Origin of the sequence: Rathayibacter sp. AY1D5, assembly GCF_002932515.1 — a bacterium.
Classification (GTDB): domain Bacteria; phylum Actinomycetota; class Actinomycetes; order Actinomycetales; family Microbacteriaceae; genus Rathayibacter.
Map to the genome: position 1 here is coordinate 23,099 of NZ_PSVU01000036.1, position 16,563 is coordinate 39,661.

The following is a 16,563-nucleotide window of genomic DNA, read 5'->3' on the forward strand; positions in this document are numbered from 1 at the left end:
CCCGCGGTGGTGACGCTCGGCGACGTCCGCTCGACGCTGCTGGCGCCCCTCCGCCGACGGGGCACGACGGTGCTGCTGCCCGGCGAGTCGTTCGGGGTCGGGAACCTCGCCTACTTCTGGCTGCAGGCCCACGCCCGTCGGAGCCGCGGGGTGCCGACCGCGGTGCGCGCGACGCGGCGGACCGCGGAGTGGGCGGAGGTCTTCCCGCGGGTCGTCGAGGAGCTCGTGGTGCCCCCGGCGGGGATGTCGTTCTTCAGCCCCCGCGAGCTCGGGAGCGTCCACCAGGATTTCGGCGTGGAGTTCACGGCGGACGAGCTGGCGGACTTCGTCGCGACGATGCTGCTCCCGCCCGGCGGCCCCTTCACCGCTCTGGTGGCGGCGGCGCGACCGGAGGCGGACCTCACCGTGAACATCCGGCGCGGCGACTACTACAGCGTCCCGGCCTTCCGCGGCCGCTACTCCTTCGACGTGGTCGAGTACGTCGACGCGGCGCTCGCCCTGGCCCGCGAGCGGGAGCCCGTGCGCAGCGTCCTGATCGTGTCGGACGACCTCGACTGGTGCCGGGTGAAGCTGGCCCGCGTCCTCGAGGGCGTCGAGGTGCGCTTCCCGGGGGCGGGGACGCCGGTGCCGCAGCAGCTCGCCCTGCTGGCCGCGTCCCGCCGCCTGGTGCTGACGAACTCGACCTTCTCGTACTGGGGCGCGCATCTCGGCGACCACGTGCACGGCGGCGCCGACGTGATCGCGCCGTGGTTCCACAGCCGCGCGTGGAACGGAGGGGCGGCGACGCAGCTCGACCCGCGCTGGCGGGTGGTCCGCCACCTCCCCGGCGGCTGGGACGGCTGACGCGGCGGGTCGGAGGCGGGCGGCGGCGCGGGGCTCGCGGGCGCCGGTGGGGGCTGCGGGCGGGCGGCTCCGGGGCGCGACCGGGCGTGGACGGCCGCGGGCTCTCGGCTCCGGGCTCTTGGCTCGGGGCCTCAGCGCAGGACGTGGCCCTCGACGTCGACGGGAGCCCGGGCGGTGAGGCGCTTCAGCCGCATCGCGGGGCGCTCGACCAGCAGCCAGCTCGCCCACGCGAGGGGGACCGTCGCCGCGACCGAGAGCGCGATGTACGCCCAGAGCGGCACGTCGGCTCCGGCTCCGACGATCGCCAGCGAGAGCAGCTGCTGCACGGGGAACGCGTAGATGTACATCCCGTAGGAGACGTCGTGGGTCGCGCCCACTCGACGCAGGGGGAGCCGGGCGCCGAGCGCGACCATCAGATAGGCGAGGGGGAGGCCGGCGAGCACGCGGTAGAGGCCGGCCGCGATCACGAGGACGAGCAGCACGGCCGCGGCAGCGGTGAGCGCGCCCGTCAGGGGGAGGCGGTCGCGGTACAGGTGCACGAGCGCGCCGGCGAGGAAGTACCCGACGAGCGTCACCGTCTGGTTGAGGGGCGCCGGGAACGGGACGAGGTCCGTCGCGAGCACCGCCGCGACGAGGGTGAGGCCCGCGAATCCCGCGACCACGAGGGGGCGCACCCAGCGCGCGGGCGCCAGGGAGACGAGCAGGCCGATCACGACGTAGCTGACGAACTCGTAGAACAGGCTCCAGAGCGAGCCGTTCCACGCGCCCGGGTAGGGCACGGAGCCGAGCATCCCCGCGATGCCGTACTCCCGGATGTAGAGGGCCGCATTGGCGACCACGAAGCGCACCGCCCCGGCCGCGCTGTACTCGCCGGCTCCGAGGAGGAGCGACGCGAGCGGTGCGGCGACGAAGGCCACGACCAGGAGCGAGACGAGGAAGGCGGGATAGATGCGGAGGAAGCGCCGCCAGAGGAAGTCGACCAGGGATCGCGAGCGCAGCCGGCTCGCGGTGATCAGGAAGCCGGAGGTGGCGAAGAACCCGCCGACCGCCCAGGCGCCGAGGGTGGAGCCGCCGAACCCGGGGTCGTCGCCGTAGCCGCCGAGGGGGAAGGAGTGCGACACGATGACGAGGACCGCCAGCCCGAGCCGCATGGCGTTGATGCTGTTCGACCGCGGGTCGAAGGCGGAGCCGACGGTCGGGCGCGTGCGCGGGCGTGGCGCGCGGGCGGGCGCGGCGGTGCGCCGGCCGTTCTCCTGGCGGGTCATGCGCACATCCTGCTGACCCCGGCCGCCGCCGTCGATCGGGCGTGGGACGCGCCGCGCTCCTCCCGGAGGGCCCGCGCGCCAGCAACGACGCGCGCTCCACCCCTGCGGACCCGCCGCGGAGCTGACGCGGACTGACGTGCGGCCTGCGGCTGACCCCTCTCCGCCCGGTCGTTCCTCCGTCGCCCTCTCCGCGAGACGCCGCTCCGGTAGTCGACACGCCGGAGCGGGTTCACCGGAGCGGGATCCCGCGGCGGGCGGTCGGATCACGCCGGTCGGATCGCGCCGGTCAGAGCAGCCCGTCCGTGAGATGGTCCGGCGTGCCGAAGCGGTGGGCCGTGATCGACACGGCCTGCTCGCGGAGGAACGGCAGCAGCTCCAGCCGGCCCGCCTCGGTCGCCGGGCCGGCGTAGACCGCGAGGTCGGGGCGCCCGCCCGTCACGGCCGTCACCGTCGCGGCGGACGCGCCCAGCAGGCGCACCCGTCCGGCGCCGTGCGTTCGCACCCGCGCCTCCCACGCCGCGTCGTCCTCGATCACGACGGCGCCGGCCGCCTCGTCGAGACCGGCGGCGAGCTGCGGAGGCAGCGCCACGGCGCTCGAGACGACCACCCGTGCCTGCGCGGTCGCCGCCGCGACGGCCACCCGCACGAGCGAGCCCAGCGGCTCCCCGGCGGCCAGGCGCACCAGCACGGCGGAGTCGTAGGGCAGGCGGCGGAAGACGTTGCGCTCCGCCTCCAGCCCGGTCACGTCGCGAGGAGCGCCCGCGGCCCACGCCGCCGCGCAGCTGCGCGCCGTCCGCTCCACCGCGGCCTGCTCCTCCGCCGAGAGCTCCGCGCGCGACGCGGCGAGCAGGCGGGCGGCCGGTCCGACGACCGGAGCGGTCGCCTCCGACGGCGCCGCGGCCCAGGAGCCCAGGCCGAGCAGGTAGTCCGGTCCGCCCGCCTTGGTGCCCGGGCCGACCGCCGACTTCTTCCAGCCGCCGAACGGCTGGCGCTGCACGATCGCCCCGGTGATCCCGCGGTTCACGTAGAGGTTGCCCGCCTCGATCCCGTCGAGCCAGGTGCCGATCTCCTCCGGGTCGAGCGCGTGCAGGCCCGAGGTGAGCCCGTAGTCGACCTCGTTGACGATCGCGATCGCCTCGTCGAGGGTCGCCGCCGTCATGATCCCGAGGATCGGCCCGAAGTACTCGGTGCGGTGGAACTCGGAGCCGCGGCGCACGCCGTCGCGGACGCCGGGGCTCCACAGGCGTCCGGAGTCGTCGAGGCTCCGCGGCTGCAGCAGCCAGGTCTCACCGGCGCCGAGCGCGGTCAGGCCGCGCAGCAGCTTGCCCTCGGCGGGTTCGATCACCGGCCCCATCCGCGTCGCGGGGTCGGTCGGGTAGCCGACCGTGAGGGAGGAGACCGCATCGAGCAGCTGCGCGCGGAACCGCTTCGAGCGCGCGACGGAGCCCACCAGCACCACGAGCGAGGCGGCGGAGCACTTCTGCCCCGCGTGCCCGAAGGCGCTCGCCACCACGTCCTTCACCGCCAGGTCGAGGTCGGCCGAGGGGGTGACCACGATCGCGTTCTTGCCGCTCGTCTCGGCCAGCAGCGGGAGGTCGTTCCGGAAGGAGCGGAACAGCTCCGCCGTCTCGTAGGCGCCGGTGAGGATCACGCGGTCGACCTGCGGGGAGGCGATCAGGTCGCGCCCCAGCTCCTCCTCCGGCAGGCGGAGCAGGCGCAGGGCCTCGCGGGGCACGCCCGCCGCCCACAGCGCCTCGGCCACCACGGCGCCGCAGCGCGCGGTCGGACCGGCGGGCTTGAGCACCACGGCGGAGCCGGCCGCGAGCGCCGCGAGGACGCCGCCGGCCGGGATCGCGACCGGGAAGTTCCACGGCGGAGCGACCAGGGTCAGCGCGTCCGGGTGGAAGCGGGCGCCGTCGACCGCGTCGAGCTCGAGGGCGCGCTCGGCGTAGTAGTGGGCGAAGTCCACGGCCTCCGAGACCTCGGGGTCGCCCTGGTCGAGGGTCTTGCCGCCCTCGGCCGCCATGACCTGGAGCAGCTCGGCGCGGCGCGCCTCCAGCTCGTCGCCCGCGCGGTGCAGGATGCGGGCGCGCTCCTCGGCCGGGACGTCGCTCCAGCCGCTGCCGCGGGCGCCGGAGAGCACCGACTCCAGCTCGTCGAGGGTGCCGATCGTGGCGGCCTCGATCGCGTCGGCGCCGGCCCGGGAGGAGGGGACGCGCGCGAGGATCGCCTGCGCCCACTCGCGGTTCGCGGCGACGGACGGGTCGGTGTCGGGGGTGCTGCGGAAGTCGCCCGGTCCCGGACGGCCGCTCGCGGCGAACCGGTCGGGCACGCGGTGCGCCGGGGGGACGGCCCCGTCGAGGGCGGCGACGGAGGCGCGGAACCGCTCCTCCTCCCGCGCGAAGAGCGCCGGGTCGGCCTCGAGCTCGAAGACGGCCGACATGAAGTTCTGGCTCGACGCGCCCTCCTCCAGCCGGCGGATCAGGTACGCGATCGCCACGTCGAACTCGGCCGGCGCGACGACCGGCGTGTAGAGCAGGAGCGAGCCGACCGTGCGGCGCACCGCCTCCGCCTGGCCCTGGGCCATGCCGAGGAGCATCTCGTACTCGATCCCCTCGCGGACGCCGCGGGTGCCGGCGAGCAGCCACGAGTACGCGACGTCGAAGAGGTTGTGCCCGGCGACGCCGACCCGCACGTTGCGGATCCGCTCCGGGTGCAGCGCGTAGTCGACGACGCGCTTGTAGTTCGTGTCGGAGTCCTGCTTGCTGCTCCAGGTCGCCAGCGGCCAGCCGTGGACCGAGGCCTCGACCTGCTCCATCGGCAGGTTCGCGCCCTTGACCAGGCGCACCTTGATGCCGGCGCCGCCGCGGGCCCGGCGGGCGGCGCTCCACTCCTGCAGGCGGATCATCGCCGAGAGCGCGTCCGGCAGGTAGGCCTGCAGCACGATGCCGGCCTCGAGACCGAGGAACTCCGGCCGGTCGAGGATGCGGGTGAAGACCGCGATGGTGAGGTCGAGGTCCTTGTACTCCTCCATGTCGAGGTTGATGAACTTCTGCGGCGAGGAGGCGGCGGCCCGGGCGAACAGCGGCGCCAGCTCCTCGACGATGTCGTCGACCGCGGCGTCGAAGGCCCACGGGTTGTGCGGGGCGGTGCTCGAGGAGACCTTGATCGAGACGTAGTCGACGTCGTCGCGGGCGAGGAGCCGGTGCGTCCCCTCCAGGCGGCGGTGGGCCTCCTCGCGGCCGAGGACGGCCTCGCCGAGCAGGTTCATGTTGAGCCGGACGCCGTCGCGGCGGATCGCGGCGATGGCCGGGCCCAGGCGCGAGTCGGTCGCGTCGATGATCAGGTGGCCGACCATCCGTCGCAGCACCCGGCGCGCGATCGGCACCACGACGTCCGGGAGGAGCGGCGCCATGACGCCGCCGAGGGCGACCGCGCCGCGCATCGGAGCAGGGAGGAAGGACGGCACGCCGCCCGCGATCGCCTTCAGCGCCGCCGCCGCGACGCGGGTGTCCTCGGGGCGGACGACGCCGTCGACGAAGCCGACCGTGAAGTCCAGGCCGGCCGGGTCCTTCAGCACGCCCGCCAGCTGCGCCCCGGAGGCGTCGATCGGGATCGCGGACGCCTCGCGCAGCCAGCGCCGCACCAGGGCGACGCTCTCGTCGACCAGGCGGGGATCGATCGAATCGGCGGACGGGCTGTCGGCCGCGGGGCCGGTGGCGAGAGCGGGGCTGGCGAGATCCGTCATGGTGCGGTCCTTCTGCTCTGAGGTGGGTGCCTTCAGTATTCGACCGGCTACCGTTGAGCAGAAGCGACCGTTCCTTACCGGTACCGGTCAGCTCAGCTGAACGATCGGAGAGACGCCGTGCTCGATGTCCGCCGCCTGGTCCTGCTCCGCGAGGTGGCCATCCGCGGCACTCTCGCCGCCGCGGCCGAGGCCCTCGCCTACAGTCCCTCCGCCGTCTCGCAGCAGCTCGCCGTGCTCGAGCGCGAGGCCGGCGTCGAGCTGCTGCGGAAGGCGGGCCGGCGCGTGCAGCTGACGCCCCAGGCCGAGATCCTGGTCGAGGCGGCCGGCGAGGTGATGGCCCTGCTCGAGCGGGCGGAGGCGGCGCTCGCGGCCTCGGGGGAGTCGGTGACCGGGCGGGTGCGCGTCGCGGTGTTCCAGTCGGCCGCGCTCGCGCTCATGCCGGGCGCGCTCCGGGCCGTCGCTGACCGCTTCCCGGAGGTGCGGATCGAGATGGTGCAGCGCGAGCCGGAGGGCGCTCTGCACGAGACGTCGTGGGCGCGGGAGTTCGACCTCGTCGTCGCCGAGCAGTACCCCGGCCACTCGACCTCCTGGCTGCCCGGACTGGTGCGCAGCGACCTGACGTCCGACGCGATCCGCCTCGCCGTGAGCCGCGACTCCGCCGTCGTCGACCTCGCCTCGGCCCGCGACTCCGCCTGGGTGATGGAGCCGCGCGGCACCGCGAGCCGCCACTTCGCCGAGCAGACCTGCCGGGTCGCGGGCTTCGAGCCGGACGTCCGCTTCGAGACCGCCGACCTGCAGGCGCAGATCCGACTCGCCGCCTCCGGCCACGCCGTCGCCCTGATGCCCGACCTGGTCTGGGCGGGCGAGGCCCCGGACTGCCGCCTCCTCGAGCTGCCCGGCACGCCCCGCCGCACGATCTTCACCGCCCAGCGCGAGGCGCAGCTGGCGTCGCCGGCCGTGCGGGTGTTCCGGGAGTGCCTGGCGGAGGTGGCGGGGCGGTTCGCGTGAGGCTGAGGGCGTGCGGGGGTGCGTGAGGTGGGGCGGTGCGGTTCGGGTGAGCGGGGTGTGTGAGGCGGCGCGGTTCGGGTGAGCGGGGGTGTGTGGCGGTGCGGTTCGGGTGAGCGGGGGTGTGTTGTGGTGCGGTTCGCGTGAGCGGGGCGTGTTGCGGTGCGGTTCGCGTGAGCGGGGCGTGTTGCGGTGCGGTTCGCGTGAGCGGGGCGTGTTGCGGTGCGGTTCGCGTGAGCGGGGCGTGTTGCGCCGGTGTCCTGCGTGCGCCGCCCCGAGGACGGCGGGGATGTGCGGCGTCGGCGGCGGTGATCCCTCCCTCCACAGGAGGGCCTCACGCCGGTTCTCCACGGATGTGACGATCCGTCGCTTCCGTGTCGGTGGTCGCTGATTGAATACACGTATGACGATGATCAGCGGGTCGACAGCAGCGGAGGCGGTGCTCAGCGAGGTGCGTGCTCGCGGCGACCGAGCCGCGGCGCTGGCCCGCTCGGCGTCCCCGCTGCTCCTGGCCGCGGCCGAGGAGCTGCACGCCGGGCACCGGGCCGCGCTCGAGCATCCGGAGTCGTTCGCCCGCGGCTCGGCGCCGCACGCGTCGAGCGACCTCGCCGAGCGGTCGATCCGCGCGGAGTTCGCGGTCGCCCTCGGAGTCTCTGAGCGGGTCGCCTCCCGCGAGCTCGACCACGCGCGCCTTCTCGTCGAAGACCTGCCGGCCACCCGCGCCGCCCTCGCCGGGGCGCGCCTGCGGTGGGAGGCGGGCCAGGTCGTCTGCGCCGTCGCGGCCACCCTGCCTCCGGGCTCCCGCGCCGCGTTCGATACGCGGGCGGCAGAGCTCGCGGCCCGCACCACGCCGACCCAGCTGCGGCGCGCTCTGGCGCGGCTGCGAGAGGAGCTCCACGAGCAGCCCCTCGCCGAGCGCCACCGACGTGCCCGCGAGGACCGCGCGGTCTGGCTGACCCCCGAGGTCGACGGTATGGCGACGCTCTGCGCCCTCCTCCCCGCCCCGGTCGCCGTGGGGGCGTACAGCCGCCTCGACCGGATCGCCCGGATCCTCCGCGACGGCGCCGAGGGGCCGGCGGGGGCGGAGCCGCCTGCCGCCACGGATGCGGGCTCCTGCGGGGCGGAGTCGAGCGGGACGACCGGGGCGGAGCCGACCGGAATCACCGGGGCGTGCGACGTCGACGCGATCTCCGGAGCGGGCGACGAGCGGACCCTCGCCCAGCTGCGAGCCGACGCTCTGGCCGACCTCCTCTGTGAGGCGGACGTCATCGGCACGGTGCCCGACCCGGTCGGCGCCGATCGGCCCGTTCCGACCCTCGTCACCGGCGTGCGCGCCGAGGTGCGGGTCACCCTTTCGGCGAGCACCGCGTCCGGCGCCGACGACGCCTCCGCCGAGCTCGACGGCTACGGCCCGATCCCGGCGGACGTCGCCCGGAGCCTCGTCCCCGCGACCGTCACCCGCGTGCTGACCGAGCCCCGGACGGGCGCCGTCCTCTCGGTCGGGCGCACACGCCGACTGCCGCACCGCGAGCTGCGGCTCCTCCTCCAGCTCCGCGACGTGACCTGCCGCTTCCCCGGCTGCACCCGCTCCGCCGCGGGCGCCGAGGCCGACCACGTCGTCGAGTGGCGAAACGGCGGCGGCACCGACCCCGCCAACCTCGCCAGCCTCTGCGTCGCCCACCACCACGTGCGGCACGGCGACCGCTGGACCTACGTCCTCCACCCCGACGGCACCGCCGACTGGACCACCCCCACCGGCCGCCGCATCACCACGCGCCCGCCGGGCCTCGAGGCACGGCTCCGTCCAGGCCCACCGGCGACCCCGAGGTTCGCGGACCGGCCGCCGCCGTTCTGACACGCTGCCGTGCTGACACGCTGCCGTGCTGCCGTGCTGCCGTGCTGCCGTGCTGCCGTGAGGGAATCGGCTGTCGGGCGGGTTCGGCCCGTTGCGCGGGTTCGCGCTGGTGATCGGGCCGTGCTGTCGCTCGGAGGCGAGTGCTTAGCGACCTACCGCCGCGCCGCTGACGCTCGGATCTGCGCCTTCGCTCGGGTTCACGCGGCCGCACCGCCGCACCACCGCCGCACCACCGCCGCACCACCGCCGCTGAGGCGCGGACCGTCACCGGGGCCGCACCGTCGCCTGACACCGTGCCGACACCAGGGCCGTGCCGCCGCCGTTCGCCATGCCGCCGTTCAGCCACCACGATGCAGCACCTCGGCAGCTCAGCGCGCGCCTAACCGCCGTCACATGCCGTCGCGTCGGCCCGCCGTTCGGGCAGCGTGTCTCGGGACTGCGCTGGCGCCCCGCACCGCCCCACGGCTGCTCCGGCGGGGTGCGCAGTCCGGGCGAGCAGTCCGGGCGCGCCCGCGCGGTCAGTCGGCGACGCGGAGGAGCACCTCGCCCGTCGTCCCGCCCCGCAGCCGCCCCGCAGCCGCGACGCTACGCCGCCAGGAAGCGGTCCGCCGTCCGCAGCGAGAGCGCCATCGTCGCGAGCGCCGGGTTCGCGATCAGCGCGCTCGGGAACACCGAGTTGTCGCACACCCAGAGGTTCGGCACGTCGAAGCTGCGGCCGTCCGCGTCGATCACGGCGTCGCCCGCGTCGGTGCCCATCCGCACGGTGCCGAGAGTGTGCGCCGTGCGCGCCATGACCCGCGTGCTCGTCGCGCCGGCCGCCTCCACGATCGCGGTCATCGTCCGGATCGCGTGCCGGTCGATCGCCTCCTCGTTGGCGCCCGCCGAGAACGTGATGCGCGCCTTCGGCACCCCGTGCTCGTCCAGCTCGTCGGTCAGCTCCAGCCGGTTGCCGTCGGCGGGCAGGCACTCCGCGTTGATACCGACGCCCGCCGCGAAGCGGTAGCCGTCGAGCGCGTCCATCAGATCCCTGCCCCAGAGGCCCGCGCCGCGGGCGAGCGTCGTCGCGTAGGTCAGCGGCATCACTCCGAGGCTCTGGATCAGGTAGCCGCCCGCGAAGTCCGCGTCGGCCGGGCGGACGGTGTCCTCGGTGATCACCGAGGAGGGGTAGCCGCGGTAGCCGCGCATCTCGTTCTCGAAGGTGCCCCAGACCTGGGTCGCCCCGTGCGCCAGGAAGTTGCGGCCCACCTGGCCGCTGCTGTTCGCGATGCCGGTGTGCAGGAGGAGCCGGGGCGTCTCGACGCCGCCCGCGCAGAGGAACAGGGCGGAGCAGCGCTGCCGGTGCTCCACTCCGCCGCTCGTGTAGACCACGGCGCACACGCGTCCCGCGGCGTCCAGCTCGATCCCGTGCACGAACGAGTCGGCCCGGATCTCGGCGCCGGCCCGAACCGCCTCCGGCAGGTAGGTCACATCCATGCTCGTCTTCGCGCCGGTCCGGCAGCCCTGATGGCACTGGCCGCAGTTGACGCAGGAGGGCCGGCCGTCGTCCCGCGGGCCGCTGAGCACGGCGGCGGGCGCGTCGGTCGCGCGCATCCCGATCGCCGCGCAGCCGCGCAGCATCATGTCGGCCGAGGCGTTCCGCGCGAGCGGGCCCTGCAGGTAGCGGCGCGACGGGTCCCACGGGTACTCGGCCGGGCCCGCCACTCCGATCGTCGCCTCCACCTTCTCGATGTACGCGGTGAGCTCGGCGTGCTCGATCGGCCAGTCGCGGCCGACGCCGGAGTCGCTCCGGAGCCGCAGGTCGCGCGGGTCGGGGCGGGGCGTGAACGCTCCCCAGTGCAGCGTCGAGCCGCCGACCCCGCGGCCGCTGTTGTTCTGCCCGAAGGCGGTGGGGGTCTCGCCTCCGCTGAGGCGCTCCTCCATCCAGTTGATCTCGACGGCCGCCGTCTCGTCGGCGGTGTGGCCGAGCGGATCTAAGTGCGGCCCGGCCTCGAGGGCGACGACCCGCAGCCCTCGAGCGGCGAGCACCGAGAGCAGGGGCGCTCCGCCTGCCCCGGTGCCGATCACGACGGCGTCGACCGTCTCGTCGAGCGGGAAGCGGCGCATGCCGGTCGTGTTCATCGGTGACTCCTCGTCGTCGGTTCCCAGGTCTCGCGGTCGTCGGCGCCGAGCAGGCGGAAGCCCGTCACGAGCGGCAGCGTGTCGCCGCCGCTGGCGTAGCCGTCGTAGCCGATCCGCGCCATCGACGCGGGGTGGGCCAGCCACTGCTTCACGAGGTCGACGCGGCAGTCCTCGAACCAGGCGGTCAGCTGCTCGGCACCGAGCCCGCCGGCCGAGCCGTCGCCGGGCTCCGCGGAGCCGTCGGCGATCGCGGTGAGGCGCGCGTCCTGCTCGGCGGGGCCGAGGCCGGCGAAGCCCCGGAGGGCGTCGAGCACCAGACTGTAGGCGATCGGGTCGGCCGGCAGGTCGGCGTTGCGCCAGCCGTCGCCCTCGCCGTTCGCGAGCTGCGTGTCCACCCGTGCGGCCAGGTCGATCCGGCCGCCCTCCTGCGGGACGACCCGGTCGGCGATCGCGCGCAGCTCCGCGAGCTGGGCGACGGTCAGGGCGCGCGGCGCGTACTCCGGGTCGTCGGCGAGCGCGCGCACGGCCAGCAGCCCGCGCACCCGCGTGGAGGTCCGGGCGGAGGCGATGGCCGCGCCGACGTCGGCCGGGACCGACGGCGCCGTGCCGGCCTCCTCCTCCCAGAACCGGCGGATCGCCGCCGCCACCTCGACCGGGCGCTCGAACGGCAGCAGGTGGCCCGCCCCGGCGAGCGTGAGCAGCCGGGCACGGGAGTAGAGGGAGCCGTTGAGGCGGCGCTGCGCGTCGGCGCCGAGGTCGCCGTCCTCACCGCCCGCGATCAGGAGCGCGGGCACGGCCCCGAGGGCGGCCTCTCCGGTGCGGTCCTCGCGGCTGCCGTGCTCGAGCCAGTCGCGCCAGCCCTCGGGGGAGTAGCGGCGCAGCTCGGCCAGCACCTCCGCGTCGGCGTCGGCGGGCAGCGGCGAGCCGACGTTCTGGTCGACGAACTCGCGCGCTTGTGCCTCGTCGAGGTGCCCGTCGTCGACCCAGCCGAGCATGGTCGAGCGGCGCTCCTCCTCCATCGGCTCGGGCGAGAGCGGCGACCCGGCGAGGAGCACGACGCCCGCGAGCCCGAACAGGCCCGAGCGGCCGGTGACCGTGCGCGAGGCCACGAGGGAGGCGATCTTCCCGCCCATGCTGTGCCCGAGGAGCAGCCAGCGGGAGGCGTCGTGCTCGCGGATCCGGCGGATCGTGGCAGCGGTCATCTCCTCGAGCGAGGTCCCGGATCCACCGGGCAGGTCGAGCGCGACGAGGTCCGCGACGTCGGCGAGCTCGCGGCCGAGCGCGTCGAAGGCGCGGCCGTCGAGCCCGAGTCCGGGCAGGGCGAAGAGGGTGGGGCGGGGGCTGGTGGACACGGGCGTCCTGTCGGATCGGCCGCGCCACGGCGGTGGGGAGCGGGAGGGGAGCGGCGGCGGGGGCTGCCCTCCTCATCCGACCACACGGCGTCCGCGCGCCCGGACCCTTGCGCCGACGGGGCTCTTGTGCTGTGCTCTGCGCCTCCGTTCCGCGCCACGATGCCGGGCGGTCGTGCCGCCCCTCTGTGCCGCCTCTCTGTGCCGCGCCTCCGTGGCGGGCCTCAGAGCGGGGAGGCGAACACCACCAGGTTGTCCCGATAACGGCCGATCGCCGCGTCGTACTCGCCTCCGCAGGTCACGAGGATCAGCTCCTCCTCGAGGGTCGCGCCGAAGACGCGGGCGGTGGGGAACGCGGCCTTGGCGTGGGACTCGACCGCCGTCACCCGGTAGCGGTGGTCGGAGCCGTCCACTCCGCTCACCGCGATCTCATCGCCCGGGGCGAGCTCGCCGAGGCGGAAGAAGACCGCGGGACCGGACCGCGAGTCGACGTGCGCCGCGATCACGGTGCGGCCGCTGCCACCCGGGCGCCCGCCTCCCGAGAACCAGCCGACGTCGTCGTAGTCCACCGGCACCTCCATCGCCCCGTCCGACTGGATGCCCAGCGCGATCAGCGGCTCGTCCAGGCCCATCGCGGGCACGCTCAGCCGGGCGGGCTCGACGCCGACGGTGCGCGCAGGCGCGGCAGCGGCGGGGTCGGGCGCGGGGACCGGGGGAGGAGTGAGCGGGGGAGCAGAAGCGAGGGCCGGAGGCGCGGGCGCGCTCGCGGGCGTCTCCGCTCCTCCGCTCCCGTCCGCGGCGGCGCACCCCGCGAGGAGCAGCACGGCGCACAGTGCCGCCGCGCCGCTCCTCGACCGGTTGCCCACGATCAGGAGGCGGTGCGCCGGCGGGCGACGACCACTCCGGCCGCGCCGAGGGCGGCGACGGCTCCGAGGCCGGCCGTCGCGGCGAGACCGGACGTGCCCGTGGCGTCGCTCCCGGCGGCGGTCGCGCCGCCACCGGTCTGGAGGCCGCCGACCGGCACCTGCGAGAGCTGGCCGCGGACGACGCCAGCCGCATACGAGGCCGTGTGGGAGTCGCCCGCGAAGGCGGCGGGATCGGCCTCGAGGGCCTTCAGCGTGAATCCGGCGCCGGTGTCGGCCCCGTTCGCCTGGATGCCCGTGGTGAAGGGGCCCTGCAGGCAGCCGCTGCTGGTGCGGGGGCCGTCTCCGACCGGGGCCGGGTTCGGGAACGCGATGCGCGGCGGGCCCGCCTTGCCCAGCGCCGCCTGGTGGATGTGCGTCGCGGTCTTCGCGGGGCTCTGGTAGTCGCCGGTCACACCAGTGAGGGTGATGTCGTAGCAGATGACGTCGAGGTCGCTGTTGACCCGGAAGGTCATCTCGCCCGTGGCGTCGGGCTGGCCGGGGGTCGCGGCGGAGTCGGCGTTCACGACCTGGTCGGGCGTCGCCATCACCGTGAAGGCGCTGGTGAAGGAGGACGGCTCGGCGACCTCGGTCTCGGCCTGGGCCGGCGCGGCGGCGAAGAAGGAGGCGGCGGCGACGGCGGTGATGCCGCCGAGGGAGAGCAGGCGGCGGCCGGCGCGGTTCCGCGCGGGGGACGTCTTCGTCATGGTGGAGCCTTTCGATCGCGAGCGCCGAGCGGGCCCGATGCAGGGAGTACGGCCGGAAGCGGCGCCGCGTTCACTCCATCTGAGAAGATCTTCACGGAGACGGTCCTCGCCTCCGATGAACGCTGCCGCCGCCGCGGCCGTACCCCCTTCCGACGGACCACCGGTCCCGACGAGGAGGCGGTGTGGCGCGCACGGCGACGGCACGACGAGACGAAGGGCCCGCGATGCCGCGCGAGCACTCGGAGGTCCCGGCTCCCGTGGTGCGCCTCGAGCCCCGGACGGCGGAGTTCGACCCGGCCGCCGCCTTCGACGAGCACGGGTCCGCCCTGCTCGGCTTCGCGCTCAACGCCCTGCGCGACCGCGGCCTCGCCGAGGACTGCGTGCAGGAGACGTTCCTGCGCGCCTGGCGCTCGCGGGCGAGCTACTCCGCCGAGCGCGCCAGCACCCGCACCTGGCTCTTCGCCATCGCCCGCAACGTCGTCATCGACGTGCACCGCTCGCGCCTGCGCCTGCCGCGTCTGGTCGAGGCCGAGGTTCTGGAGGAGGTGCCCGCGGAGGACCGCGACCCCCTCGAGCCGCTCGCGATCGCCGAGGCGCTCGCGCGGCTCTCCGCCGAGCACCGGCAGGTCGTCGTCGCCGTCCACCTGCACGGCGAGACCTACGCCGACCTGTCGGCGGCCACGAGCGTGCCGGTCGCCACCCTGCGCAGCCGCGCCTTCTACGCTCTCCGAGCGCTCCGCGGTCACCTCGCGGGCGCCGGACCCACGGACGAGGAGAGATCGTGATCGACCGAGACCAGCCCGACGGAGACGAGCCCGGCGGCCGCCGCGAGGAGCTCCTCGCCGCGGCCCTCGCCGGCGACCTCTCCGCCGAGGAGGCGCGGGAGTTCGAGAGCCTGCGCGCCGCCGACCCCTCGATCGACCGCGAGCTCGCGTCGTTCGGCTCGGTGGTCGACCGAGTCGGCGCGCTGGGCCGCTGGGAGGAGGCGGAGCCGTCGCCGGAGCTGCGGTCGCGCGTCGCGGCGCTCGCCGGGGAGCGGCCCGAGCGCGCGGAGAGTGCACGTGCCCCGCGCCGCCGTGCCCCGCGCCGCCGTGCCGTCCTGGCCGTCGCCGCGGCGGCCGCGCTCCTCGTCGTGGGCGGCGTCGCCGGAGCGGCCCTGCGGTCCGCCGAGGAGCGCCCCGTCGCGGGACCGCCCGGGACGCTCGGCGCCGTCGAGGCGATCGCCTTCGATGAGCGGACGGAGGGCGTGACGCTCGACGGCTCGCTGGTCGCGCACACCTGGGGCACCGAGACGATCCTCCGCGGGACAGGCTTCGCCCTCGGCGAGAGCTACGACCTCGTGCTGGTCACCGGCTCCGGCGAGCGGCTCCCGTCCGGCTCCTTCCTCGGCAGCTCCGCGGAGCTCGACTGCGAGATGAACGCGGCCGTCCTGCGCGAGTCCGTCGCCGCCGTCGAGATCACCGACGCCGGCGGCGCGCTCGTCGCCTCCGCCGCCCTCCCCGCCGTCACCTGAGAGCCGGCGGCGCAGGCTCGCGGCGCGGCTTCAGCTCGCTGACGAGCGTGCCCGCGACGATGAACCCCGCCCCGAGCAGGGCGAGCGCGGGGAGCCGGTCGCCGGCGAGGCGGCCGATCAGACCGGCCCAGACGGGCTCGGCGGAGTAGATGATCGTGGCGCGCGACGGCGAGACCGAGCGCTGAGCCCAGTTCATCGTCAGCTGGATCAGGCAGCTGCTCGCCCCGAGCGCGAGCGCGGGGATCAGCCAGGCCCACGAGAACGCCGGGACCGCCTCGCCTGCGACGGGCATCGAGGCGAACCCGAGCGCGCCGGCGACCAGCAGCTGCACCACGGTCACCCGGCCGAGGTCGACGCGTCCGGCGACGAGGCCGATCAGGATGATCTCCGCCGCGATCGGCAGCGTGCTCACGATCGTCGCCACCTCGCCCGCTCCGAGCGCGACGCCCGGCTGCGGGCCCGCGATCAGGAGCAGTCCGACGAACGCCAGCGCGACGCCCACCAGCGTCAGCACGCCCGGACGGCGACGGAACACGACCCACTGGAGCAGCGGCACCAGCGGCACGTACAGCGCGGTGAGGAACGCGGAGGTGCTGCTCGTGATCGTCTGCAGCCCGTAGCTCTGCAGGCCGTAGCCCGCGAAGATCATCACCCCGATCGCGACGCCGGCCGCGAGGTCGATCCGCCGCATCCCCCGGAGCGACCGGTGGAACACGACCGCGCTGATCAGTCCCGCGATCGCGAACCGCATCCCGACGAAGAACAGCGGACCACTGTGCTCCATCGCGATGTGCACGGCGAGGAAGGTCCCGCCCCAGATCGCGGTGATGCCGATGAGCGCCCACTCCGGACGGGTGAAGCGGAGGCCCCGGAGCGGCGAGATGTGCATCATTCTGCACATCCTAGGAGCAACAGGGGCCTGTCGGTGCAGAATAGTGCGCATGTCGGCTCCCGTCCTCGCCCACCTGGGCGGCAACCTCCGTCTCGCGCGGCGCGGAGCCGGACTGAGCCAGTCCGCGCTGGCGGCGCGCTCGGGCATCAGCCGGCGGACGATCGTCGCGGCCGAGGCCGGCGAGGCCAACATCTCGCTGACCGGAGTCGACCGCCTCGCGACCGCCCTCGGCACCACGTTCACGGCACTCGTCTCGGCCCCGGGATCCGCGCCCGCGGCGATCGACCAGGTCGCCTGGCGGGGAGCGGGCGAGGCGAGCGTCGCCGTCCTGCTCTCCTCCGTCCCCGCGCGCCGGGAGGCCCAGCT

At 75.3% G+C, this 16,563-nt stretch carries 13 protein-coding genes; 6 read left to right on the forward strand and 7 right to left on the reverse strand.

The annotated features are described in order from the left end of the window. The first annotated feature begins 9 nt into the window (after window positions 1–9). Entirely contained in the window at window positions 10–843 is an 834-nt protein-coding gene (locus C5C82_RS11835; protein ID WP_146085987.1) for an alpha-1,2-fucosyltransferase, read from the forward strand. A gap of 131 nt (window positions 844–974) precedes the next feature. Here the strand turns inward: C5C82_RS11835 and C5C82_RS11840 are convergent, their stop codons facing one another. Then, complete coding sequence (locus tag C5C82_RS11840; RefSeq protein ID WP_104355122.1) at window positions 975–2,108, reverse strand: acyltransferase; 1,134 nt, start codon at window positions 2,106–2,108, stop codon at window positions 975–977. A 286-nt stretch (window positions 2,109–2,394) separates the two neighbouring features. Then, window positions 2,395–5,856, reverse strand: coding sequence for a bifunctional proline dehydrogenase/L-glutamate gamma-semialdehyde dehydrogenase (locus C5C82_RS11845; RefSeq protein ID WP_104355123.1), 3,462 nt, complete (start codon window positions 5,854–5,856; stop codon window positions 2,395–2,397). A gap of 117 nt (window positions 5,857–5,973) precedes the next feature. On the opposite strand from C5C82_RS11845, the gene C5C82_RS11850 reads away from it, so the two are divergent. Then, window positions 5,974–6,864, forward strand: a complete 891-nt coding sequence (locus C5C82_RS11850; protein WP_104269522.1) for a LysR family transcriptional regulator — start codon at window positions 5,974–5,976, stop codon at window positions 6,862–6,864. A gap of 400 nt (window positions 6,865–7,264) precedes the next feature. Then, the gene (locus C5C82_RS11855) at window positions 7,265–8,716 is read left to right on the forward strand and encodes an HNH endonuclease signature motif containing protein (RefSeq protein WP_104355124.1); all 1,452 of its coding nucleotides are present in this window, start codon (window positions 7,265–7,267) and stop codon (window positions 8,714–8,716) included. A 585-nt stretch (window positions 8,717–9,301) separates the two neighbouring features. On the opposite strand, the gene C5C82_RS11860 is transcribed toward C5C82_RS11855, so the two are convergent. From C5C82_RS11860 to C5C82_RS11875, 4 genes are all read right to left on the reverse strand, one after another. Continuing rightward, window positions 9,302–10,834, reverse strand: coding sequence for a GMC family oxidoreductase (locus C5C82_RS11860; protein WP_104292931.1), 1,533 nt, complete (start codon window positions 10,832–10,834; stop codon window positions 9,302–9,304). Next, complete coding sequence (locus C5C82_RS11865; protein WP_104355125.1) at window positions 10,831–12,186, reverse strand: alpha/beta hydrolase; 1,356 nt, start codon at window positions 12,184–12,186, stop codon at window positions 10,831–10,833. Before C5C82_RS11865 ends, C5C82_RS11860 begins: the two co-directional genes overlap by 4 nt. A 221-nt stretch (window positions 12,187–12,407) precedes the next feature. Further along, on the reverse strand, window positions 12,408–13,049 hold the full coding sequence (locus tag C5C82_RS18075; RefSeq protein ID WP_181134438.1) for a class F sortase: 642 nt from the start codon (window positions 13,047–13,049) through the stop codon (window positions 12,408–12,410). A gap of 2 nt (window positions 13,050–13,051) precedes the next feature. Beyond that, entirely contained in the window at window positions 13,052–13,792 is a 741-nt protein-coding gene (locus C5C82_RS11875; RefSeq protein WP_104355127.1) for a CHRD domain-containing protein, read from the reverse strand. A 224-nt stretch (window positions 13,793–14,016) separates the two neighbouring features. Here C5C82_RS11875 and C5C82_RS11880 point away from each other — a divergent pair, with 224 nt between their 5' ends. Together C5C82_RS11880 and C5C82_RS11885 are read left to right on the forward strand one after the other, a co-directional pair. Continuing rightward, on the forward strand, window positions 14,017–14,577 hold the full coding sequence (locus tag C5C82_RS11880; protein ID WP_104355128.1) for a sigma-70 family RNA polymerase sigma factor: 561 nt from the start codon (window positions 14,017–14,019) through the stop codon (window positions 14,575–14,577). Then, on the forward strand, window positions 14,574–15,305 hold the full coding sequence (locus C5C82_RS11885) for a hypothetical protein (RefSeq protein WP_104355129.1): 732 nt from the start codon (window positions 14,574–14,576) through the stop codon (window positions 15,303–15,305). Before C5C82_RS11880 ends, C5C82_RS11885 begins: the two co-directional genes overlap by 4 nt. Here C5C82_RS11885 and C5C82_RS11890 read toward each other — a convergent pair. Then, window positions 15,298–16,197, reverse strand: coding sequence for a DMT family transporter (locus C5C82_RS11890; protein WP_258066095.1), 900 nt, complete (start codon window positions 16,195–16,197; stop codon window positions 15,298–15,300). The genes C5C82_RS11885 and C5C82_RS11890 overlap by 8 nt on opposite strands. A gap of 49 nt (window positions 16,198–16,246) precedes the next feature. On the opposite strand from C5C82_RS11890, the gene C5C82_RS11895 reads away from it, so the two are divergent. Continuing rightward, window positions 16,247–16,563, forward strand: a 317-nt coding sequence (locus C5C82_RS11895; RefSeq protein ID WP_146085988.1) for a helix-turn-helix transcriptional regulator, incomplete at its 3' end; no start/stop codon positions are given.